General features: G+C 45.7%; 19 protein-coding genes. 4 read left to right on the top strand and 15 right to left on the bottom strand.

Annotation, left to right across the window (positions count from 1 at the left end; all coding sequences use genetic code 11):
• Position 1 precedes the first annotated feature (1 nt).
• A complete protein-coding gene (locus GFS24_RS01990; protein WP_173002940.1) occupies positions 2 to 370 on the top strand; it encodes a PleD family two-component system response regulator in 369 nt (122 codons plus the stop codon).
• On the opposite strand, the gene GFS24_RS01985 is transcribed toward GFS24_RS01990, so the two are convergent.
• Positions 359 to 1,786, bottom strand: coding sequence for a capsule assembly Wzi family protein (locus tag GFS24_RS01985; protein ID WP_153657895.1), 1,428 nt, complete (start codon positions 1,784 to 1,786; stop codon positions 359 to 361). The two genes, GFS24_RS01990 and GFS24_RS01985, sit on opposite strands and share 12 nt — an antisense overlap.
• Positions 1,787 to 1,941: 155 nt before the next feature.
• Here GFS24_RS01985 and GFS24_RS01980 point away from each other — a divergent pair, with 155 nt between their 5' ends.
• From GFS24_RS01980 to GFS24_RS01970, 3 genes are read left to right on the top strand one after another with little or no spacing between them, the layout of a single operon-like run.
• Complete coding sequence (locus tag GFS24_RS01980; RefSeq protein WP_153657894.1) at positions 1,942 to 2,688, top strand: alpha/beta hydrolase; 747 nt, start codon at positions 1,942 to 1,944, stop codon at positions 2,686 to 2,688.
• The gene (locus tag GFS24_RS01975; RefSeq protein WP_153657893.1) at positions 2,685 to 3,257 is read left to right on the top strand and encodes a Crp/Fnr family transcriptional regulator; all 573 of its coding nucleotides are present in this window, start codon (positions 2,685 to 2,687) and stop codon (positions 3,255 to 3,257) included. The genes GFS24_RS01980 and GFS24_RS01975 overlap by 4 nt, the downstream gene beginning before the upstream one ends.
• Positions 3,258 to 3,305: 48 nt before the next feature.
• A complete protein-coding gene (locus GFS24_RS01970; RefSeq protein ID WP_153657892.1) occupies positions 3,306 to 4,019 on the top strand; it encodes an SDR family oxidoreductase in 714 nt (237 codons plus the stop codon).
• A 39-nt stretch (positions 4,020 to 4,058) separates the two neighbouring features.
• Here the strand turns inward: GFS24_RS01970 and GFS24_RS01965 are convergent, their stop codons facing one another.
• From GFS24_RS01965 to GFS24_RS01900, 14 genes are all read right to left on the bottom strand, one after another.
• Entirely contained in the window at positions 4,059 to 4,472 is a 414-nt protein-coding gene (locus GFS24_RS01965; RefSeq protein ID WP_153657891.1) for a hypothetical protein, read from the bottom strand.
• A 5-nt stretch (positions 4,473 to 4,477) separates the two neighbouring features.
• The gene (locus GFS24_RS01960; RefSeq protein WP_153657890.1) at positions 4,478 to 4,969 is read right to left on the bottom strand and encodes a hypothetical protein; all 492 of its coding nucleotides are present in this window, start codon (positions 4,967 to 4,969) and stop codon (positions 4,478 to 4,480) included.
• A 234-nt stretch (positions 4,970 to 5,203) separates the two neighbouring features.
• A complete protein-coding gene (locus GFS24_RS01955; RefSeq protein WP_153657889.1) occupies positions 5,204 to 6,136 on the bottom strand; it encodes an alpha/beta fold hydrolase in 933 nt (310 codons plus the stop codon).
• A 132-nt stretch (positions 6,137 to 6,268) separates the two neighbouring features.
• Positions 6,269 to 7,396 (bottom strand): DUF4998 domain-containing protein, encoded by a 1,128-nt coding sequence (locus GFS24_RS01950; protein ID WP_173002939.1) that lies wholly within the window; start codon positions 7,394 to 7,396, stop codon positions 6,269 to 6,271.
• A 17-nt stretch (positions 7,397 to 7,413) separates the two neighbouring features.
• Positions 7,414 to 8,595, bottom strand: coding sequence for a DUF5000 domain-containing lipoprotein (locus tag GFS24_RS01945; RefSeq protein ID WP_153657887.1), 1,182 nt, complete (start codon positions 8,593 to 8,595; stop codon positions 7,414 to 7,416).
• Between the two features lie 24 nt (positions 8,596 to 8,619).
• Positions 8,620 to 10,521, bottom strand: coding sequence for a RagB/SusD family nutrient uptake outer membrane protein (locus GFS24_RS01940; RefSeq protein ID WP_153657886.1), 1,902 nt, complete (start codon positions 10,519 to 10,521; stop codon positions 8,620 to 8,622).
• Positions 10,522 to 10,535: 14 nt separating this feature from the next.
• On the bottom strand, positions 10,536 to 13,946 hold the full coding sequence (locus GFS24_RS01935) for a TonB-dependent receptor (RefSeq protein ID WP_153657885.1): 3,411 nt from the start codon (positions 13,944 to 13,946) through the stop codon (positions 10,536 to 10,538).
• Between the two features lie 73 nt (positions 13,947 to 14,019).
• Positions 14,020 to 14,958 (bottom strand): FecR domain-containing protein, encoded by a 939-nt coding sequence (locus GFS24_RS01930; protein WP_153657884.1) that lies wholly within the window; start codon positions 14,956 to 14,958, stop codon positions 14,020 to 14,022.
• A gap of 77 nt (positions 14,959 to 15,035) precedes the next feature.
• A complete protein-coding gene (locus GFS24_RS01925; RefSeq protein ID WP_216647341.1) occupies positions 15,036 to 15,626 on the bottom strand; it encodes an RNA polymerase sigma-70 factor in 591 nt (196 codons plus the stop codon).
• A gap of 143 nt (positions 15,627 to 15,769) precedes the next feature.
• Positions 15,770 to 17,719 carry an FAD-dependent oxidoreductase gene (locus GFS24_RS01920; protein WP_153657882.1) on the bottom strand — a complete coding sequence of 650 codons (1,950 nt, stop codon included), beginning with the start codon at positions 17,717 to 17,719 and terminating at the stop codon, positions 15,770 to 15,772.
• A complete protein-coding gene (locus GFS24_RS01915) occupies positions 17,716 to 18,420 on the bottom strand; it encodes a GDSL-type esterase/lipase family protein (protein ID WP_153657881.1) in 705 nt (234 codons plus the stop codon). Before GFS24_RS01915 ends, GFS24_RS01920 begins: the two co-directional genes overlap by 4 nt.
• Entirely contained in the window at positions 18,421 to 19,101 is a 681-nt protein-coding gene (locus GFS24_RS01910; protein WP_153657880.1) for a DUF4998 domain-containing protein, read from the bottom strand.
• A gap of 28 nt (positions 19,102 to 19,129) precedes the next feature.
• Positions 19,130 to 20,314, bottom strand: a complete 1,185-nt coding sequence (locus tag GFS24_RS01905; protein WP_153657879.1) for a DUF5000 domain-containing lipoprotein — start codon at positions 20,312 to 20,314, stop codon at positions 19,130 to 19,132.
• Between the two features lie 23 nt (positions 20,315 to 20,337).
• Positions 20,338 to 22,227, bottom strand: a complete 1,890-nt coding sequence (locus GFS24_RS01900) for a RagB/SusD family nutrient uptake outer membrane protein (protein WP_153657878.1) — start codon at positions 22,225 to 22,227, stop codon at positions 20,338 to 20,340.
• Positions 22,228 to 22,230: the final 3 nt, after the last annotated feature.

Raw genomic sequence — 22,230 nt, 5'->3', positions numbered from 1 at the left:
TATGAACAGAACCATACTTCTAATCGAGGACAAAACCAGTTTATCAGAAACGCTCAAGACGTTGCTGGAGATGCACCAGTTTAAGGTGATCCTGGCCGGGAATGGCGAGGATGGGATTAAGCTGGCCAGGCAGCGTCAGCCGGACCTGGTGATCAGTGATGTGTACATGCCGGTGATCAACGGGTATGAATTGCTGGAGTCTTTTAAACAGGATAGTGATTTGAGCAATATTCCTGTTATTATGCTCACGGCTAAAACAGAAATTGAGGAGATCAACCTGGCGTTTAAGAAAGGTGCTGCGGGATATGTTACTAAACCGTTCCTGTTTAAGAATTTACATGCTACTATTAAGAAGGTGTTATTGGTTTAATTTATTAAATTTCCATTGCACCCCTAACATAAACCCGGCATTACTGTATATATCTCCCCAATCCACTGCTGCGCCGGCAGTGAGCGTAAGTGGCTCCAGTGGCGTTTGCCAGGTCACTTCCTGCAAAGTGTACCATTGCTTCAGCGCAGGTTCAAAACGAGGTTCCAGGTAATTACCGTAATTCTTTGTATAAGTGAGCAGTGTTCTGGCTTTCAGGGTACTGCCCAGTGCATACATGGCACCAAGATGTATACCGGTTATTCTATTGTTAATAATATTCCACCCTTTGCCACTGATAGAATCCCATCGCTGCGACCAGTCGAAAGGTTTTATATCATCAAAGTAATGCTGACCTCTTTGCTTGTTGATGAACAATGGTGTTCCGATAATACGGTCTTTATATTCCCAGCCAGTAAGGTAGATGCCATTGTTGTAATAACTTTCCCTTACGTTGAGTGGAAAGAAATCATTCATCTGTTTTGTGGTGATGTATTCTGCTGTGAGTTTCAGTAATTTATTCTTGTTGCTATAACTGAAACCCAGCAAGCGGTCTTTATTCTTCAAGGTGATCCCCTGCCCTGTTTCGAACATGGATTGATTGTATACATGCAGCAGCATGTTATCATTCTCCCAGGTGATCCCTCCTTCCAGTACACCACGATGATCACCAGGACGGTTAGGCCTGAACTCCGGGCTAACCACGGTGCCATCATTTCCTTCTTTTCCGATGAACACATTCCAGAAGTCCTTAAATGAACTGTTGATCTTTGGCAGGTCTGCACGGTTGCCTCCCCAGAGTGCATAATGTTGCAGGCCGCCGTATACCTTCAGCTGTTTCTTTCCGATCCTTACGTAGAAGGTTTTTTCATGCAGGAAAGCGTTGGGGATGTATTGATCTTTCCCCATCCAGCCGTGGCTTATCTGTCCTTTGAATTGCAACCAGCCGTTTGTAAAAGGGATATCTACATAATCCGTTAGCGCAAAACCTATTTTAGGAATGGGGCGTGCGTTACCGCTGATGCCCCATGATCCTGAAGAAAGGTCTTTATCCAGTTCGCCGATCATCTCTTCGTAACGGCCTGCTCTGAACTCGAGTTTCTTATAACCTGCCTTGAGGAAACCTTCCTGTATGAATACGTCTTTGAATTGATTGTTGTTGTAAAGGCTCAGGCCGTAACGGATGTAGAAATTTTCGTTTAATACATGTTTGTTGCTGAACATGGCATGGGTAGAGAGATCTCCTTTCCGGTCGCTGATCACACCAAAGCGGTTGGAGACCAGCCAGAGCGGCTGGTAATCTTTGGAGGCGATCGTACCGGTGGTACCTGCTTTCACTTCCAGCGAGTCTGCAAACTGAGCCTGCGCACCGGAAACACTGAGTAGTATGAAGATTATTAGAAGTTTAGTACCCTGCATGGCTGCAAGGTAGGAGGATATTTGTGCATGGGGGTTACTTAAACGAGTAGAATATGAGGCGGATGGCCGGGAAAGGGTACTTATGGAAGGAAGGGGGGTGGTCGCATTTTGCGACCACCGGAGCTTTTTATTGACGGATATAGTATATTGCTACCATGCGATATTCCCTATCAATTCTAACCTTTTGCATCCTATCCCTCACTGCTTTCGGGCAGAAGCAATTCACTATTGGTAATGTGGAAGAACTTCGTTCCGTTACCCTGAATGAAACACGTACACTGAATATTTACCTGCCGGATGGATATGCAGCGGATTCTGCTTATCCTGTTATCTATCTTTTAGATGGTTCTGCGGGAGAGGATTTTGTGCATATCAGTGGAGTTGTGCAATTTCTAACCATGACAGGAAAAATGCCGGCTTCTATTGTTGTGGGTATTGCTAATGTGGACAGGAAAAGGGATTTTACTTTCCCTACTACTGTTGAAAAGGATAAGAAAGATTTTCCTACTACCGGTGGGTCTGCCAGGTTTATTACATTCCTTGAGAAAGAGTTGCAGCCGTTCATAGAAAAGAAATATAAAACGAAACCGGAGAAAACGGTCATCGGGCAATCATTGGGCGGATTGCTGGCAACGGAAGTATTACTGAAGAAACCGGCGTTGTTTTCACATTACATTATTGTGAGCCCCAGTTTGTGGTGGGATAATGAATCCCTGTTATTACAAGCAAAAAAGATCAGTGGGGAAAAGGTTTTTATTGCAGTGGGTACGGAAGGAAAACAAATGGAAGAGGATGCGAAGAAGCTGGCGGAGTTGCTGGGACAGGTGACCTTTGTTCCTATGCCGGAAGAGGATCATCTTACTATATTGCACAATGCGGTGTATAAAGCGCTTAACCGATGAGCCATCCCCTTATTAAGTATTTAGAAACTTTAACAACCCTGTCGTCTTCAGACAGGACATTACTTATTTCTTCCTTTTCCCCCAGAACAGTGAAAGAAGGAGAAGTGCTCTCCCCTGCCGGGAAGATCTGTCATACTTTATTCTTCATTTGTTCCGGTGTATTAAAGATCGTGATGACGAATGATAAGGGAATTGATGTGACCTATTTCTTTCTGAAAGAAGAACAGTTCTGCACCATCCTTCATAGTTTTAATAATGAAGTACCTGCTGCGGAAAGTATCATCGCTGCCTGCGATGCGGAAGTATTAGCTATTACAAAAACTGCCCTGTTGGAATTATACCAGCAGCTTCCCTGGTTGAAAGGCCTCATTGACGAGATCACACAGCAAAGGTTAATAGATAAAGTACTGTTAAGGAACAGCTACCAGGGAGAGGACTCTGTGAGCCGCTACAGGTTATTCCTGCAACAACAAGGGGATATTGCCTTGCGGGTACCTGTGAAAGATATTGCCTCCTATCTCGGGATCACTCCCCAATCCCTCAGCCGCATCCGAAAAAACAATCGGTAATTACCATATGGTAAGTCTGATCAGATCCCGCTGACGGAAATTTGCGGTATGAAAAACAAAAAGGTAATCATACTTGGAGGCAGTTCCGGCCTCGGACTGGCTACGGCAAAAGCTGCCGCTGCAGAAGGCGCACAGGTGATCATTGTTTCCGGCAACCAGCAACGGATAGATGAGGCTTTAAAAGAACTGCCAGGGAATTGTTCCGGTTATGCTGTTGATCTTAGCAAGGAAGAAAACATTCAGCGTTTCTTTGAACAGGCTGGTGCTTTTGATCATCTCATTTATACAGCGGGTGAAAATCTTAACCTTGCCAATATCAGCGATACTGTTCTGGAGGAAGCCCGCAGTTTCTTCAATATTCGTTTTTGGGGTGCCTTTGCGGCCGTGAAATATGCTTCCCCTCATATCAACCCTGGCGGATCAATTGGATTAACAAGTGGCATTGCCAGTACACGTCCGGGGAAAGGATGGTCTGTAGCATCCAGTATCTGCGGTGCTATGGAAGGTTTTGTAAGAGCGATGGCGGTTGAGTTAGCTCCCCTGCGTGTGAACTGTGTTGTTCCCGGCGTAGTAAGGACCAATTTATGGAACAGTATGGCATTGGCTGACCGGGATGCTCTTTACAGATCAGTTGGGGATTCTATGCTGGTTAAACGTGTGGGAGAAGCAGAAGATATTGCTATGGCATTCCTCTACCTGATGAAACAATCTTTTGGTACAGGGCAGCAGATCATCATTGACGGTGGGGCAGTGCTGGTGTAAAATTTAAACGCCGCCTCTTTTTACAGAGGCGGCGTTTTGTTATTTATGTAATTTGGATACCACTCCTACTATCTTCTCTCCTTCCTGATCCACGAACACCTTGGCGGGTGTAAGCCCTACATATCGTCCACCTTCATGCGGCCTTGCTTCTATTACCTGCAGGCCTACCAGCTTTCCGGATTTTACATATCGGCCTTCCAGCTGCGTGGCGCATTTTCCTTCTTCGCCTGTGGGCAGGGCCAGTATTCCTGCAAAATCGTCTTCGTTGAAGAGACGGATCAGTTCCTGTTGATAGGGCCTTTCAAAATACCGGAAGAAACATTTTTGGGATTCGCCGGTTTCAACGTGTTTTAAAGAGAAGATGAACTTGCGTTTGAACAGTTGCAGATCTTTCATCAGAAATGTGTAGAGATCATGGTATTCGCCATTCTCTATTTCTTTTGATTGTAGCATGGTTTTTATTTGTTTAGGTTCTGGAAAAATGCTGAGAATGCTGCTGCTTCGGCTTCCTGGTTAATGGCGATCTCATTACTGCCAAACATATTGGCTGCCTTGCCGTTCACCGGGGGCACCTGAAAAATGAAGGAATTGCCGTAGATGGTTTTGAATTTATATAAGCGGCGCAGCCATGTTTTGCCGGCTTTTTTAAAAGTTTTAGAATTGATCTTTATGGGTGCACCATAATCATATAATCCAGCATCTATAGGTACCAGTACCAGGTCTATATTAATAGGATCAGGCCTGAAGCCTACTACATAATTGTAATAAGTATGCCGGCCATTACCAAAGTCGGGACCTGTGGTCATATGTTTTCCATATGCCAGTTGGTAACCGTTTAGATCTGTTATCTCTAAGGAACGCATAAACAAAGCGGCCATTTTCAGGCGTACTGTAGCGTCCTCTTCCGGAGAGGCCTGGAAGGCTGATTTGAGTTTCCCGAACAAGCTCATGTGGGGACTGGGTTAGGTGCATGGTTAATAATGCGATGAAATTCGTAAATCTTTATGATTTATGCAAGTGATATTATCTTAACCAAAGTGAGTGGCTTAGGATGGCTATAGGAGTGATACAGGAATGATACAGGAGTACCCTATGTGAAGGAATGTTAAAAAAGTATCAGAGTCAGGGTGAATCTACTCTAATATACGAAAAAAAGGCTGCTCTTTTCAGAACAGCCTTTTTCCTTAAAATGTGGGAGGTGGCGCATTAAGATCTGCATCCAGGAAGTCGGTGATCATGGGGATCAGCCAATCTGTTCGCTGCATCATACCTATATGGGTGGTGCCTGGTATGATAGCCAGACGGGATTGTGGCATGCCATGTATATCTCCCATTTTTCCGCCGCCTTTGGCCCGGAATAATTCCAGTGCATGTTCATATCTTACACCGTCCGCATCGCCAATGGCCATGAATATCGGCGCTTTGATGTTCTTTACATCTTTGGACCAATTATAAGGTTTTAAGTCTATGCTCATTACTTTTTTCACAAACTCAGGGAATTTGGCGGGATCGTTTCCAAGGCTGTCGTATTGTTTTTGTATGGGACTGCCTTTAAACATATCTGCATTTATACTTGAGTACATGGCTTCTACATCGGGCCACCATCCGTCGTGCGTATAGGTACCTGATAATATCACAAGCCTGCGCACCTGTTCAGGATGACGTACTGCTACCTGGAAAGCAATTCCTCCTCCCATGCTATATCCCAATATATCTGCACTATCTGTTTTGAGATGTTTCAGCAAACCAGATACATCGTCTGCCATGCCTTCGTAACTAAATTCACGGGATATATCTTTTGTTCTTCCGTGGCCTTGCATTTCAGCTACTATTACTTTCCTGTTCTTTGATAACAGGGGGATAATATGCCCCCAGTTCAAGGGTATATTCATAAAAGAGCCATGCAGCAGCACAATGGGTTTACCACTGCCGTACACCTCGTAGTACATTTTTAATCCATTCACATCTGCGTAGCCACTTTCAGCGGGTTTTACAGTCGTATCTTTTGGTGCAGTAACCGTTGAATCGTTTTGACTTTCTTTTGGACTGGATTGGCAGGATGCCATTACCATCATTACAAGAGCGATAGAGAGACTGGTTAGAATGTGCCTGTTCATGTGTTATGTCGTTTTATTTACACAACAAATCTCGGCACAATACTTATGTCATGGGGTGTGTGGATGCGACATTTATAGGAGTAAATGCGACAAAAAAGGCTGCCCATCCCTGGGCAGCCTTTCCTTACCAAATTATTGTGCAAAGCTTCCGTATACGGAGAATTCTGCCAGATGGGAATGCGGTGAGCCGGTGGCATTCCTTACCTGCCAGATCCTTAGATATTTCATGACTGGGGCTCCTGTGATGGTGAAAGATTGAGGGCCTGTTATTTCAGCGAGCGTGAAATTGCCATAGTTCTGCCAGGTGTTGCCATCATCACTGCCCTGTACAATGAAGTCTGTAAAATCTTCTCTTACATAATCACTTCTGGATGTTAGTACTACACGGTCTACTTTTACGCGGCGGTTCATGTTGAACGCCAGCCAGTGCGGATAACCTGTTACCGGTGATCTGCTGTGATTGGTGTGCCAGTAACTTCCTATGTCTCCATCCAGTACTTTATTGGGTGCACCGTTGGGTAACTGGCCATTCAGCTCATAGGTATCTGCTGTGGCCGTCCAGGTGCTGCGGGCTATTTGCATGAAGTTGGCGGGCATTTGCTGATAGTCTGTATAGAAAGTGTCTATCGCTAATGTATCCGGTGTGAATACAGTACGGTATTCAAAACCTGCACTGCCCTGTACACCTGTAACATAACTGGTATCTTTCTTTGCGGAGAAAGAAGCGATGGCGGTTTGGCCGGTTACTGTTGTGTAACGTACTTCTGTTGCACGTGCGCCATTGGTGGTATCTGCTGCTCCCCATATAATGGTGAGCTGATCATCCTCTCCGATAGTGGCGCTGGCAATAGCACGGTTTAGTAAAGATGCCTGGTAACGGTCTCCAAATACTGAGCCGGTGAGTTCTACGGGAACGGATTTATTTCCATTCTCATCGATGGTCCTGATGGTGTAGGAATAAATGGTTTCCTGGAGACTCGTGAAAATATGGGAAATGGAATCCTGTTTGGGTGCAATCTGTACTTCTACTGAATCGGTAAAGTTATTCCAGTAGATACGTGCTTTAACGATCTTGGGATCTGTGCCTCTTTTCCAGGAAACCATGGCGCGGTTCTTACCCGGATGAAATTTTGCCTGGATGGGTTTGCCGGGATATACTATACCACCGGGTATGATATATTGTTTATAGCTATCGTCCATTTTTTTGCAGGCGGCCACTACTAATAAAGCCATGGCAGCGACAAATATTACTGTTCTCATATTTAGCTGTTTAACCATTATTGAATCTGCCCCCAGAATGAAAGTTCTGCAATGGTGACCTGCGCGCCACCACCATAAGTAGCCGTCGTTTTAAAGCGGACATAGCGGAAAGCAGGTGGGATCTCCTGTACATCAAAATCTTCTCCGTTCGTATGTGCATAGGCGATATCCTCTGCACTTACTTTTCCGGAAGGTAATCCTGATGGCTTGTATGACTGGAAACTGCCGATCATCGTCCAGTTATTCCAGCCTCCGTTTGTATCCGGGTTATTACTTCCCCATAATTCAAAGGATTTTACATTAGCACCGGTGTAGGTATAGTTAGGTGCGCGCTGATGCATTTTCATACGGCTGATCACTACCCGTTTTCCAAGGTCTATCGTAAACCATTGTGGTGTAGCGGAACTATGGCGGGATGCGAAGATGCCCTGGTCTACTTTATCGTCCCACATTTGTTCTAAAGTATAAGGCGGCTCTACCGGAATCGTTTCATCTGTTGGTAGTATCAACGCTTTAAAAGGTTTAGGTACCTTTTCTTCGAATAAAGGGGTGAGCGTTCTCGTGAGGGTATCCGATTTATTATTCCACCTGTCCCGCAAATAAATGGCAAACTTCTTTTCTGCCGGTGGCAATCCGCGGAATGACACAATGCCGGCGGGGGCCCTGGTATAAAAGGTTTGCAGGGGTACCCATATGCCGTTATTGAGGGTGTCTGCTATCAGTACAATGGCCAGGTTTGCTTCTAACAGATTCTCGTAACGGATCTTTATACCACCGAACGCTGTTTCCAGCTTCAGTGAATCAAAAGCAACGTGTACAGGGGCCAGCAATGGTTTCACTTGTACGGTCACTACTTCTGAAGGCTTTTCATTCCTTCCTACACTGTAGAGCTTTACTTCATGCAGGCTCGTGTCTCCGTATCCGGCGAGTACCAGGGTATCTGTATAATAAGATGATTTGGCTTCGTTAAAAACACCGGGTTGTATTTCATATACGGCTTTTATATAAGAGAGGTTCGGATCTTTGGGAAGATCGTACGTGAGTATGGCACCGCCTGGTGTATTGGCAATCTTTACATTTGTTACAGGTGGTGGAGCACCAGCGCCTGTTGCATAATGGTCCAGCCGGTCTTCTTCCTTGCATTTACTGCAAAGAAGGAGGAAACCTGCTGCTATGATTAAGTGTGATATCTTCTTCATAAAAATTTACTTGTAAGATGAAAATTACCAACCAATGTTTTGTACCAGGTTACGGTTGGTGATCAGCGTTTCTTCCTTAATGGGCCAGAAGTAATCCTTTAGCGTAAACTGGAGATTGAACAATACTTTCTTCCTGTAAAAGAAATTAGGATCAGACTGTTCAATATCCCAGCCTTCAATGCCACGGCGGAATTCTATCAGCGCACGTTTCCAACGACGCAGGTCCCAGAAGCGATGGCCTTCAAAAGCCAGCTCTATCATGGTTTCCTGCTGTATGATCTCGCGCATGCCATCTTTGGTGGTATACTTACCAGGCGTTTTGGAAAAGTTATCCCAGGAATACTGTACAGTTTTTAAACCTGCGCGTTCACGGATCTTGTTGATGTACTCGTGTACTTCCGGTGTAGGGCCATTCACTTCATTCAATGCTTCTGCATACATCAGGTAAAGATGTGCAAGGCGCATCACAGGCCATGGATAAGAAGTAATGGTATAATCATCTACCACTGATCCCTGCGTATTCTGGTAATGCACCAGCTTCTTTACAAAATAGCCCGTTACGGAACCTTTGTCTGGTTGCACTTTTCCGTTGGGCTGACCTTTCCTGCCTGCTACGTAATAGAGCGCATTAGGGCTACCATCATCATAAGAACCCTGCCCATACCAAACACCGCCATCAAAACCAAGGCTGGCGTAGAAGCGGGGCTCTCTGTCGAAATTAAGTGCAGCTGTTGTGTATCCCTGGCGGATATTCAATTTGTGGCCATCTTGTGCCACGCGGGTAATGGCACCACCCAGGTTCCATGTTTTATCTTCAGTGATGGGCACACCTTTATCTGAATAGAACATTTCCACGATCTTTAAAGGAGGCGCCAGTTCTGATACAATGCGGGGATTATCGATGTAACGGTGATCAACGTTTGGTGTGGCCACGCGTTGAATGATGTCTGCATTACTTTGCGTATTGCCCCATATTATTTCGCTGTTCCATTTTTCTGTAATAACACCACGCAGGCCCAGCTGGATCTTTGTGGTATCCTTTAACTGGAATTGCTGGAAGGCAGGATTATAAGTATAGATCTTCATCCCTGCGGAGTGGCAGACATCGATCGCTTCTTTGCAGGCGGTAGCTGCAACGGTCCATTTTTCCGGCATTACGGCAGGATTAAAAAGAACTGTGCCGTTAGGACTCTTCAGCGAAGACTGTTCTGTGTTCCCGTTAAACAAAGGGCTGGCAGCTGTTACCAGTACCTTTGCTTTCAGGGAATACGCCATAGGTCTTGTGATACGACCCAGGCCTTTAGCGGGATTAATAATGATCAGGGGCAGGTCATCTTTTGCAATGTCCAGCAGCTGCACGATATAATTAAAGCAGGAATCTACGGGATCGCGGTACACTTTTACGGCATTCAGGTCTACATCTATCGGCAGATTTTTCTTTATCAGGGGAACGGGGCCATACATCCTTACGAGTGCAAAATGATAATACGCTTTCAGGAATGTTACTTCTGCGATCCATTCTTTCCTCTCCTGCTCTTCCAGGTCCGGTACTTTTCCTACATTATCCAGGAAGATGCCACAGTCCCGCAATCCGCGGTAAAGGCTTACCCAGGAGTTTTCAGAAAAAGGGTTCACGGTGTTCTGCAAACCACGGGCGATGTTGAACATTTGGTGATCAAATTCCGGGAAACCGGGGTTTGTTAAGGCCCACATTTCATCTCCTGCCAGCATAGCAGGATCTTCTACCAGGCTGCCTTCCCGCGGCATATAAGAATAACAGGTGTACAAATATTTCTCTGCTTCGGAACGCATGGTAAATGCATTCTCCAGCGTGGCGATATTATCCGGCACCACATCCAGGTATTTGGCACATCCACCGAAAGTTATTACACCGATCAGCAGTATGATATAATTTATCTTCTTCATTTTCATAACAGCATTTAATTAAAAACAATGTTCGCTCCAATGTTAAATACCCTTTGCACAGGATACCCTAAACCGTTACCGGCCATTTCCACATCCCACAATTTGAACTTACTGAACAACAGCAGGTTGGTGCCATTCACATAAAACCTCACCTGGTTGGTGTGTAGTTTCCGTTGAAAGCTGGCCGGCAGGGAGTATCCTATTTCCACTTGTTTAAGGCGTACAAAAGAAGCATCCCGCATGAACCAGGTACTGGGTTGTACATTGTTTGCATTGGTGGTAGGGCTGAGCCTTGGCCATATAGCATATACATTCCTGTTCTCTTCGGACCAGTGACTTTCTGCATAGGCTTTCAGCAACTGGGTGTTATTATTTCCACCTACATCTCCATCTCTTTTAAAAGGCGCGGTGGCTACGGGATCTATCCAAAAGGATTGGTTACCGGCTCCCTGGAAGAAAGCGGAGATATCCCATTGTTTATAACCGAGTGAAAAACCTGCGCCGTACACGATTTCAGGAACGAGTGGAAAACCAAGCGGCACCTGGTCTGCATTGGTAATCTTACCATCTCCGTTCACATCCAGGTATTTGATATCTCCGCCGCCATATTCCGCACCAAATTCCTGGCGCGGTGAATTCTCTGCTTCTTTATCGTCTGTAAACAATTTCTCTGCGATGAAACCAAACTGCTGGTTGATAGGCGTACCTACACGATAACGCCAGCGCTCTGCATATTGTGGTTCTTCATATACGCGGTATTTGCTGGTAGCATAGGTGAAATTACCGCGCAGCGACATCCAGAAATCCTTTGACCAGCTTTCCCGGTAATCTACCGCAAGGTCTACCCCATTGCCGGAAGCCTCACCCAGGTTAGCTTTGATGGGAGCAGACAGGCCCATGGTGTTAGGAATGGAAGCACGCGTCATCAGGATATCATCCCGGTATTCATTGTAATATTCTGCTACTACATTGAGTTTGCCGTAGAGGTTTATTTCCAGTGCGATGTTCTGTTTACGCGCACGTTCCCAGCTGATCTGTTCATTGGAATAACGGGAGATGCCCACGCCGTTCTTGAACTCTGCCAGCTCGCGTCCAAACCTGGCGCCTCTGGCACCATCGTTCATATTCACGTTGGAGAGATAGAAGAAACGATCCTGTGCAGAACCGATCTGGTCATTCCCTACTAAACCATATGAGTATCTTACACGCAGATTGGTGATGGTACTTTTCAGGTCTTCAAAGAAGGGTTCATTAGAGATGGCCCATGCTACACCGCCGGAAGGAAAGAACCCGAAGCGGTTGGTTTTATAAAATCTTTCAGAACCATTATAACCAAAGTTGAACTCTGCGAAATAACGGTTATCATATGCATACGTGAAACGGCCAGACAATCCTACGTTGCGGGAAGGAAGTGATTGCTGCAGATCACCTGCGTTGGCGTTGAGGCTTTGACGGGTAATGAAAACCAGCAATCCGCTGATGCCATGTTTCTTAAAATCCTGTGTATAGTTCAACATGGATTCCATATAGAAAGTGGCGTTCAGGACCTTGGTACCTTCATTGTATCCCAGGTATTCTGTTCCATTATCATTGATCTTGGATACACCGTATCTATCTGTGAGCTGGTCGTATCCGCTCACACGGTACCAGAAGGGATTATAAAAACGACTGACATCAAAACTTGAAGTGCGGTTGGTATTTACCATGGTGCGGAAGGAAAGGCCTTTTACAAGTTCGCTGAGATCTTGTTTCACTTCAAACTGTGCCAGCATCTGGCTGCGGGACTGATCTTTATATCCCTTCACCATATCTGCATAGGGATTAAGGTATTCCCCGTTTTCTCCATAGTTACCGAACATGATATGCCTTACATGCTGGTGTTCTGCATCCTGTGGAAAATAAGCGGGGAATAATACGGGATTCGATGCCATTACTTTGCGGTACATCCATGCACCGCCGTCAATAGGGCCGGTGTAATCATCAAAGTTTCCGCTGAGGCGTACAATTAATTCCGTGGTCTTTGTAACATTGATGTTTACGTTTGCACGCAGGGAATAATTCTTGAGGTCGATATTATTGTTGAAGTTATTCCGGTTATCTACTTTGAGGATACCGTTATCCTTGCTGTAGGAACCTGCTACATAATAACGTGCCACGTTACCACCACCGCTTACGTTCAGGTTCACGCGCTGGTTCATGGTGTAGTCTTTGAATAACATTTCCCGCCAGTCGTTTGCAGGATACACCAAAGGGTTTTTCCCTTCTGCAGTGTTGGCGATCTTTTCTTCTGTGTAAGGTAATTGGCCCAGCGGATCACGTGTGAGTACCGCTTCGTTATGTTGCTTCATGAAAGTGACAGGGTCTGCCAGTTCTATGTTGCGCGTGGGTGCAGAAATAGAATTCTCCAGGCGCACGGAGATCTTGGCTTTTCCTGCTACCCCTTGTTTGGTGGTAACAAGGATCACACCGTTTGCTCCGCGGGCACCATATAATGCTGTGGCGGTGGCATCCTTCATGATGGAGAAGCTGGCAATGTCGTCTGGCTGAAGGCGCGCGAGGTCAGTAGTGGTGAGTTCAATACCATCGATCAGAATGAGGGGGCGGGTGTTGTTTCCGAAGGTGGTGATACCGCGAACAAAAAAGTCTGCATTATCAGCACCTGGTTCGCCACTCCGCTGGTAAGCGATCACGCCGGCTAATCTTCCGGCTAATGCTGTAGTCAGGTTACTGGATGGAACTTTTAGTTCCTTTGGATTGATGGTAGTGATGGAGCCGATCACACTTTCTTTTTTCTGCGTGCCGAAAGCAACGATCTGTACTTCTGTAAGGGCGTTGGCGGGATTGGGTTCCAGCTTTACGTCCAGCGTGGTACGTTTGCCTACAACGATCCGTTGCGGGAGGTATCCGATGAAGGAGAACAACAATACTTCGTTATCGTTATTGATCTGCAAAGTGAATTTTCCTTCTGCATCTGTAACGGCGCCTCGGTTGGTTCCTTCTACTTTAACAGTAGCTCCGGGCAAACCGCTGCTTACATCATAGATCTTACCGGTGAGGATGCGTTGTTGTGTTACTTCCGCAGGTTTTCGCGGTTCATCGAGTGAGATCAGTACTTCTTCATTCAGGGTGGAATACTGTAATGGCTTCCCTTTAAAAGACTGGTCCAGCACTGTTTTCAATGGCGTACCATTTCCATTTACATTCACCCGGATATCACTTCCGGCTACCTGGCCGTTGTACGTGAATTTAATTCCATAGGCGTTGGTGAGCTTGCGTAATGCAGATGCGATCGGTTCATCTTTCAGGTTGATGGAGATCTCTTTTTTAAGCACATCCTGGGCAAGTGTAAAGGTACTCAGGCAAAGCAGGTAAAAAATAAAACACAATACTTTCCCCTTACGTAGCAGGGCATACGTTTTCTTCATACAAATGCATGATTAAATGGTGATGGAATAACGCGGAACGGATTCTGGTTGACGGTCTGACGTTCCTTTTACTTTAACATTTTCCTTTGAGAATAAAATATTTATGTCCTTTGGTGTCTACTTTAACACCTATAACGCGGCTTAATTTGGCGAGGAAGGTCTCTATGTCTTCGTTGGCTTTCAGGCGCCCATAGAACAGGCAGTCTTTCGCTTCTTCCTCTATGGCGATCGTAACATTGAATAAACGTTGCATGTCCTCTATGATAATGCCCAGCTTTACATTATTATATTCTATCTCTCCTTCTCTGCGTTGCAGCATGAGGGCAGCATCCGGATCATCCACGTAACTGAGGTATCCGGACCTCTTTCCAAAAAATCCTTTCTGCATAGGCATCAGGCGTTGTTCTTTTTCTCCTTCTTTTAATAACACGGAGCCGTTCAGCAGGGTAACTGTAATAAGGGTATCTTCCGGATAGGCATGTATATTAAAGGCGGTGCCTAATACTTTTGTGGTTAATGATTGTGTATGGATGATGAAGGGATGTTCTGCATTGGTTGCTACTTCAAAGAAGGCTTCTCCGGAGAGTACCACTTTGCGTTCCTGGTATTTCAGTTCACTGCATGGCGCGAGCCATACCAGCGAACTGTCCGGCAGCCGGATCTTTTTGCGCTCCCCCTTGCCGGTGAGCCATGTTTGTTCCGGTACGTTATGTTTACCGGGCAAGAAGATCAGGGACATGACCAGCCCCCCGGCGGCCAATACCAATACGGCTGCCGCCAGCCGCCAGCGGGAAAACATGGATACAGGCCTGCGCGTTTTGCGCATATGCAACTGCAGCTGCCCCAGCATCCTGGTTTTCAGCCGGGTAATATCTTCCGCAGAAGACGTTTCCCAGGTAGCAGGCTGATCTGCCTCCTGCCGGTACCAGTCCAGCAAAATGTTCCTTTCTTCCGGTGTAGCGGTACCATCCAGGTACTTTTCTATCAGGGATAATATTGTCTTTTGATCCACAAAAACGATTTAGCAACCAATTAGCTGAATATAAGTACCACAACTATGTGGTTACCCTTAGTCTCTTTTAAAAAAAATTAAAGTTTGTGATCGAGGAGGAGTAATAGTAAGGGGCTGGCATCCTTCAGGTTCAGGCGGATGGTTTTCAGGGCTTTGGTGAGATGTGCTTCGGCTGTTTTTGGGGAAATATCCAGCCGGTCTGCAATTTCTGCAATGCTCAAACCTTCGTAGCGGCTGTACCGGAATACGAGGCGGCATTTTTCCGGCAGCTGTTCTACGATGCCTCCCACGTATTCTGTGAGGAAACGGACATGTACACGTTCTTCTTCATCTGCAAAAGCTACGGCAGGGATAAAGTTATCTTTAATGATCTGTAACTGACGCCGCTGGCGCACGAGGTGTTTAAAAACGGAGAATTTAATGGCAGTGGCCAGGTAACCACCCAGGGAGCCGATCTGTACAATATGGCGCCTGTCCCACAAACTAATGAACACCTCCTGCGTGATCTCTTCAGACAGTACCTGGTCCTTTGTAAGATTGAATGCGATAGCCATCAGTTTTTCCCAGAAACGCTGATAGATCTCTGTAAAGGCATCTTCTTTTCCCTGTACGAGCAGTTGTGCCAGATCCTGATCCGATAAGTTATAGTAGGACGTTTTTTTGGCCACATGGATCAATTTAGCAAATATAGTTGGTCAAAGCTAAGCGGCTAAATTTAGGGATTAAAAATGAGAAGAATGTTAAAACAGGTAGGTACAGGATGCGGAATTAGTTAAATGTTAAAGGGGTGGTTTTATATAAAACCACTCCTTTAACGTTCTGGTACCCAGAGCACTGCATCGGCTACTACGGTACCATTTATATTTTCATTGGAAAATTGCACAACAGGGTTCTCTCCTTTCTTAATGGTATAAGATCCAATGGATACCCATTCCCCTGAAGTTTGCCCCTGTACAGTGACATCTGCTTTTTTTATCAGTACGGTCTTATTTTGCACTTTTATGGTAGTGATGTCTGTATTCTTTTTCAGGTGCGGATAATAAATATAAGCATTGTACTTGCCGGCTTTGAGACCCCGTGCTGTAAATTGAACTGTGCGCAGGTCTGTAGCGCCGGAATCAATACTCAGCATATCCGGTCCATAACTTCCGCCACCGCCTCTTCTCCATACGCCTTGTTTTGTGACTGCGAGAGAATCCCGGTTATCGATCAGCAGGTCTGGCTGTGCGCCATTGGCTAAAGGATTCTTTTGCAACACTTCGCGGATCTTATCTGCGTTCACCTGCTGCACCGTTTGTTTGTTGGTGATAGCAAGGTCTGCTGCAATGGCGGTGGATTGCGCCAATGCCATAAATACGGGTTCCATGCGGATGGAACCATATGCAATATGTGTGGCGGACAAACAAACCGGTACCAGCAGGTTACTGCAATCTTCCGTTTTAGGGATCAATGCAGCATAACCAACAGGATAAGGCGGAAAACCACCTACTTCCACATTCCCTTCATTCTTCACCATACCATTCACCACGAGGCGTTGTGTGTTATGAGAATCCATGGTGTAAGCAGCCATTCCTACGCCATCTGTAACAACCGTTTTACCGGTACAGTTTGCCTGCGTCATCACGTATTGGCCTACCAAACGGCGGGCTTCACGGATGTATAATTGGGGAGACCAGTTGCCATTATCTGTGTATTCATCTTTCGGATAACCCCATTTGCTGATGCTGGTGCGGATCTGTTCCGGTACACGGGGATCATTTCCCATAAAATAAAGCAGCCCTTTGGTATAGTCTTCATGTTCCTTGATGATCTTTGCCCTGGTGGCATAATCCGCAGCAGGATAATCATAGTTCATGCCTATCATATCTGTGGAAAAACCATTCCTGTTATTGATGTCTGTTTTGTTATTGGGCATTCTGCTCACGATGAAATAATCGCTGAACGTCAATTTCTCCGGCTGCGCTTTTATTAATCGTGCGAGGAGTTCATAATGCGCAGGATCATAATTATCCGGTTTGGTGATGGGCACCATATTAGCGGGATCATTGCTGAGGCAGATCCGGTAATTGTAAGCCTGTACACATTTATCGCCGCTTCCGGTAGCTTCCAGTACAGCAGGACTGATGCCCCAGAGCAATCCGCTTTTGGGATCGCCGGGGGTTTTGTAGGGATCTATGCCGTCGGGGAATTGATGGCCATCCGCCAATTGCACACCGTTATACTTTTCTCCGTACTGGCTGTTAGCTTCTCTTCCTATGGTGAAGGAAACGCCGGCTTTTGCCATCAGGTCTCCTTCGTAGGAACAGTCGATGTACATTTTAGCTTCTACTTCGAGCCCTCCTTCCAGTGTAATACTGGTGATCTTTTGCTGTACTTTCGTAGCATTGGTGATGCGTTGATCGTACATCACTTTCACCTTTGCCCTGCTGATGTAATCCTGGAATAAACTTTCTGCTACATGAGGTTCAAAGATCCACTGTTCAAACTTTCCGTAATGCTGCCCTATGCGGCGGTAGAAATCAAGGGATAATCCCCTGATCGCATATTTGTTGCCGATATCTGTGTAACCCAGGCCGCCGGAAGTTAAACCGCCGAGGTGTTTTCCGGGTTCCAGGAGCAAAACGGAACGGCCCATCATCTTAGCGGTATACGCTGCTATCACACCGGCGGAGGTTCCGCCGTAGATACAAACGTCTACTTTCTCTTTTCCTGTGGCTACGGTATTAGATAATACTAATAAAGCAATAAATAACGCTCTCATGATTGCAATAATTTATTCAGATAAGCCGGGTAACTTTCTTTCTTAATGCCCCCGTCTCCGTTAGTAATGCTATCCCCAAAACAAACGATCCCCTTTTGTGGTAGTTTTTGCAGGAGGATGTGTTCATACACTGCGAGGCCGATGAAACGATAACCATTAGCGGTTGGATGGATACCATCCGTTTTCTGACTGTTGGCTTCGTTCTGAATCAGCGAGTCTTTATCCAAACCTACTTTGCCTACTTTTTCGAAGATGGTGCCTAAGTCTAACAGTTCAGTTTTGTATTGGGCTGCCAGGCTTTTGATGGTTTCATTCACAGCTGCTCTTCTTTTAGCCGGCCCGTCTGTTCCATAAAAAGCAGGGTCATGGCGGGTGAGCAGGTAGGGTTCATAGAAAGGTAAGATCGTCATCAGCAGCACTTTGCTTTTTGATGCCTGGATCTTTTCTATGAGCACCCCCATGTTCTTCCGGTATTGTTCCAGCGGAATGTATTTACGGCTGTTCATGTCGTTCGTACCGGCCATGAGTACCGTGAGTGCAGGTTTGTGTGAGAGGCAGTCCTTGTCGATCCTTTTTAAAAGATCGTCTGTATTGTTGCCGCCTACACCGGCATTGATCACTAAAGGATCATTATCTGCAGCCCGAAGGGTCATGGCTATCCCGGCCATGAATGACGTGGTTAAAAAGACTCTTCTATGCATTTATTCGGGTTTAGCGATCACTTTAACAGTGGTAGCCATAAATATATCAATTGCATTTGGTACTGGCAAGTAAAGTGTCTGGTATTCCAGTTCGTTGTTCAATACATTGGCCGGGATGTTGGTGATCAGCTCCGAAGAGGGCACCAGCAGGGTTTGCGTTACGCCTGCGAGATCTTTATACCGTAATTGCAGTCCAAAGGTACGAGGGTCTGCCACTACCCATTCGATGCGTGTTTTGCCTGCGCTGTATACGGCTTTTTTAAAGAGCCTGTTCACCAGGTTACTTTTATAAAAATCCCCGTACACATCCCCGGTGGCATTTGTTTTAATGGATACATTCCCTTGTGCATTATAGGAATATACATCAAAACTATACGCGCCTTCCGTTATATTGTTTAATAACACGGAAATGGTATCCACACCGGAAGTGCGTGTTACGGCTACTTCTGCAGAGTCCTGCCGTTGATTCCAGTACACGCGGCATTTGGTGATGCGGGAATCCATTTTCAACAACCACGTTAATTTAATCCGGTTATTACCGGGGTACAGTTTCACAGAGTCTACTTTTCCCGGGTACATAATCTCCCCTCCCGGGGCAAAGTCTTTATATGCTGTATCACTTTTTCCGCAGGCGGTGATGATTAAAAATGCGGTGATGATCAGTATTTGAATATGTTTCATCGGTCGTTTTTTTTCTTTGATGAATAGGTTAGCGCAGCTGCCCGAATATGGTCATCTCTGCCATCCAGAAATAATCTGAATTACCCCATGTCTGCAACATCTTAATACGAATGTATCTTACAGGCGGTGCATCCAGCGGGAATTTGAACTCATGCCCTGCTATTGCTTTCAGGATATCATCGTTAGAGTTGGTGCCGATGGGTAAACCAGAAGGTTTTACGGTTTCACAATCCATGATCTTCACCCAGCTGGAAAAACTGCCATCTGATGAAGGCGCGGTGCTTCCCCATATTTCAAACTGGTGCGGATCTCCTGCGCTATATAACAACGCCTGTTCATCTGTGGCGCCTCTTGGAATAAAGTTAAAACGACTGAGTTTGGCCGTTACACCCAGATCAAAAGAGAACCAATGCGGAACACCGGAACCGTTCGCTGTACGCAACCAACTGGTGGAGCTGCTGGAACCACCAGCTATTACATTATTCCATAGGTTAGCCATGGGCTGGTTGTTAAAGAAAAGCGCATCCGTTGGCAATTTATAGGCCTTGAACAGTTTCTTATCCAATTGTATTTCAGCGAAAGGCGTCAGCAATTTACCTACGGTATCGGAGATATTACCCCATCTGTCCTGCACATACAAACCAAACCAGCGTTCCTTATCATCAAAACCGCGGGTGGAGAACATGCCACTCTTCTGGCTGGTATAAAACTTATCTGCCGGTATGATGGCACCTCTTTCATCTTTGGTGAGTACCCCTATTGTGATATTGGAAGAATCATTGTTGACAAAATTGGTGGTGATACCGCCAAAATCTGCTTCAAAGCTGAGAGAAGCCAATGTTTTTTCTATGGGCGGCGTTAAAGGTTTCACTTTCACGGTAACAGGTGTGGAGGCTACTTCTGTACGGCTTACGGCATACAGTTTCACTTCTCTTTCATCTGTATTACTAAAACCATCCAGTGTGATATTGGTGTTGTAGAAAGTGGAGATCATCTCCATTTTCTTTCCCGGCCGGATCTCGAATTCTGCTTTTATGTACAGGAGTTCAGGATCGCTGGGTAGTGTATAGGTGAGCGTTACTTTACCGGGGAGGTTCTGCACCTGCACATTACTTACAGGGCCGGGGGCTTTGCCCCCTCCTGCCAGTGGTTTCAGTTGTTCTTCTTTGCAGCTGAAGAACAATACTGCCAGAAAAATTATGATGATACGCATCGTAGTTATATTAAGTTTTTTGATTACCAGCCTGGGTTTTGTACCAGGTTGTTATTCACAATGAGATCATTTTCCATGATCGGCCAGAGATAATCACGTTTCCGGAAAGTCATGTTAAACAATGATTTCACGGTGTAATATTCTGCTGCGGTTTTGCCGCCATAGTTCCAGCCGGTGATGGGTTCGTTCAACACACGTTCTGCTTCTTTCCATCTCCGGAGGTCCCAGAAGCGGGGCCCTTCAAAAGCCATCTCTATCAGTCGTTCCTGGTGAATGATCTTGCGCATGCCATCCTTTTGCTGATAAGCGCCGGGATTAGTAGAGAACTGTGTCCAGGATTCTGCTACGGTTTTGAGACCTGCACGTGCCCTTACCAGATCTATCCACTTCATGGTTTCTGCAGTGGGGCCTTCTGATTCATTCAGGGCCTCTGCATACAACAGGTACATATCGGCTAAACGGATAACAGGCCAGGGATACGTCTGAAAAGTGATCTCATTGGCGTTGGAAACTGTTTGAGGATTTACCAGTTTCTTAGGCCAGTAACCGGTGATGGAATATGCCCATGCATGGTTATTGGCTATCTGGCCCAGCTTTGCTTCCAGGTAGGTATTACTGGTATCGCTGAAACGGCCGTGACCATACCATCTTCCACCATCAAAACCAAGGTTGGCATAAAAGCGTACCTCTCTGTCGAAATTCAGTGCGGCGGTTTGATAAGCAGGTTTGATCCTGAGAAAATCTCCTGCTACTGCGGTTTTTATATTGTACCGGCTCACATAGTCCCATGTTTTATCTTCTGAAATGGGCACACCATTTTTTGTATAGAACTGTTCTGCTACTTTGAGTGGTGTACCAAAACTGGATAATGTACCGGTTTGCTTATCTCCTGAAAACAGGCGGGGTAAACACTCTTGCTGTAAGGCGCCTATCAGGTTGGCCGTGCTGGTCCACACCACCTCTTTATTCCATCTCTCGCAGACACTATTACGAACACTCAATTCCACTCTTGTTTCAGGAGAAATTGTAAAGGGATAGTTGGCGGGATTGAAAACATACAGTTCATTACCTACGGCATGGCATTCTTCAATGGCTGCTTTACAGGCTTCTGCTGCTGTTTTCCATTTCTGTTCATCATATTGCGGATTGAAAAGGTTCACCCCTTCTTTCCCTTTAAAAGTACCATAGTCACTATTCCCGTTAAACAAAGGACTGGCAGCTGTTACCAGCAGTTGGGCCTTTACGCATAAGGCAATGGACTTTGTTATCCTGCCGGCTTCAGTGGCTTCATTATCGATCCGCTGCGGCAGATCTGCTGCTGCTTCATCCAGCAGGCGGGCTATATAGCTCACGCAGGAATCTACCGGCGCTTGTTTCACCCTTATTTCCGAAGTGCTGCTGGTAATAGCCAGGTTTTTATCTATCAAAGGAATAGGCCCGTACATGCGGAACAGGAAGAAATGATAGTAGGCTTTCAGGAATTTCACTTCCGCCGCCCATCTTACCTTTTCATAATCATCCATGTCCGGCACCTTACTGATATTATCCAGGAAGGTGTTGCAATCCCTGAGGGCTACGAACATACCTCTTCCTCCTCCCCCTCCTCCATAATAATTGGAGTAAGGGTTCACCACGTTCTGAAATCCTTTGGCGATGTTCCAGGCTATTTTATTTACGTTCACATTGAAGTCATTGGCCCATATTTCATCACCACCTAATATGGTGACGTAATCATATGCACTGACATATCTTGGCAGATAACTGTAACAGGTGAACAGATATTGTTCTGTGGTACTGCGCATTCTGAAAACATGATCTACCGTTGCGATGTTATCCGGTACAATGTCCAGATAATGGCACCCAAAGGTGAATGGCCAGATGAGTAATACGATCGTTATTTTTAAGTACTTCATAGA

Origin of the sequence: Chitinophaga sp. SYP-B3965 (assembly GCF_009647655.1) — a bacterium.
Taxonomy (GTDB): domain Bacteria; phylum Bacteroidota; class Bacteroidia; order Chitinophagales; family Chitinophagaceae; genus Chitinophaga.
The sequence above is the reverse complement of the archived record's forward strand: the minus strand, read 5'-3'. Positions and strand labels throughout refer to the sequence as shown.

Coding starts and splice junctions, on each gene's coding strand:
- GFS24_RS01990 (WP_173002940.1), top strand. CDS start 2: ATGAACAGAACCATACTTCTAATCGAGGACAAAACCAGTTTATCAGAA.
- GFS24_RS01985 (WP_153657895.1), bottom strand. CDS start 1,786: ATGCAGGGTACTAAACTTCTAATAATCTTCATACTACTCAGTGTTTCC.
- GFS24_RS01980 (WP_153657894.1), top strand. CDS start 1,942: ATGCGATATTCCCTATCAATTCTAACCTTTTGCATCCTATCCCTCACT.
- GFS24_RS01975 (WP_153657893.1), top strand. CDS start 2,685: ATGAGCCATCCCCTTATTAAGTATTTAGAAACTTTAACAACCCTGTCG.
- GFS24_RS01970 (WP_153657892.1), top strand. CDS start 3,306: ATGAAAAACAAAAAGGTAATCATACTTGGAGGCAGTTCCGGCCTCGGA.
- GFS24_RS01965 (WP_153657891.1), bottom strand. CDS start 4,472: ATGCTACAATCAAAAGAAATAGAGAATGGCGAATACCATGATCTCTAC.
- GFS24_RS01960 (WP_153657890.1), bottom strand. CDS start 4,969: ATGAGCTTGTTCGGGAAACTCAAATCAGCCTTCCAGGCCTCTCCGGAA.
- GFS24_RS01955 (WP_153657889.1), bottom strand. CDS start 6,136: ATGAACAGGCACATTCTAACCAGTCTCTCTATCGCTCTTGTAATGATG.
- GFS24_RS01950 (WP_173002939.1), bottom strand. CDS start 7,396: ATGAGAACAGTAATATTTGTCGCTGCCATGGCTTTATTAGTAGTGGCC.
- GFS24_RS01945 (WP_153657887.1), bottom strand. CDS start 8,595: ATGAAGAAGATATCACACTTAATCATAGCAGCAGGTTTCCTCCTTCTT.
- GFS24_RS01940 (WP_153657886.1), bottom strand. CDS start 10,521: ATGAAGAAGATAAATTATATCATACTGCTGATCGGTGTAATAACTTTC.
- GFS24_RS01935 (WP_153657885.1), bottom strand. CDS start 13,946: ATGAAGAAAACGTATGCCCTGCTACGTAAGGGGAAAGTATTGTGTTTT.
- GFS24_RS01920 (WP_153657882.1), bottom strand. CDS start 17,719: ATGAGAGCGTTATTTATTGCTTTATTAGTATTATCTAATACCGTAGCC.
- GFS24_RS01915 (WP_153657881.1), bottom strand. CDS start 18,420: ATGCATAGAAGAGTCTTTTTAACCACGTCATTCATGGCCGGGATAGCC.
- GFS24_RS01910 (WP_153657880.1), bottom strand. CDS start 19,101: ATGAAACATATTCAAATACTGATCATCACCGCATTTTTAATCATCACC.
- GFS24_RS01905 (WP_153657879.1), bottom strand. CDS start 20,314: ATGCGTATCATCATAATTTTTCTGGCAGTATTGTTCTTCAGCTGCAAA.
- GFS24_RS01900 (WP_153657878.1), bottom strand. CDS start 22,227: ATGAAGTACTTAAAAATAACGATCGTATTACTCATCTGGCCATTCACC.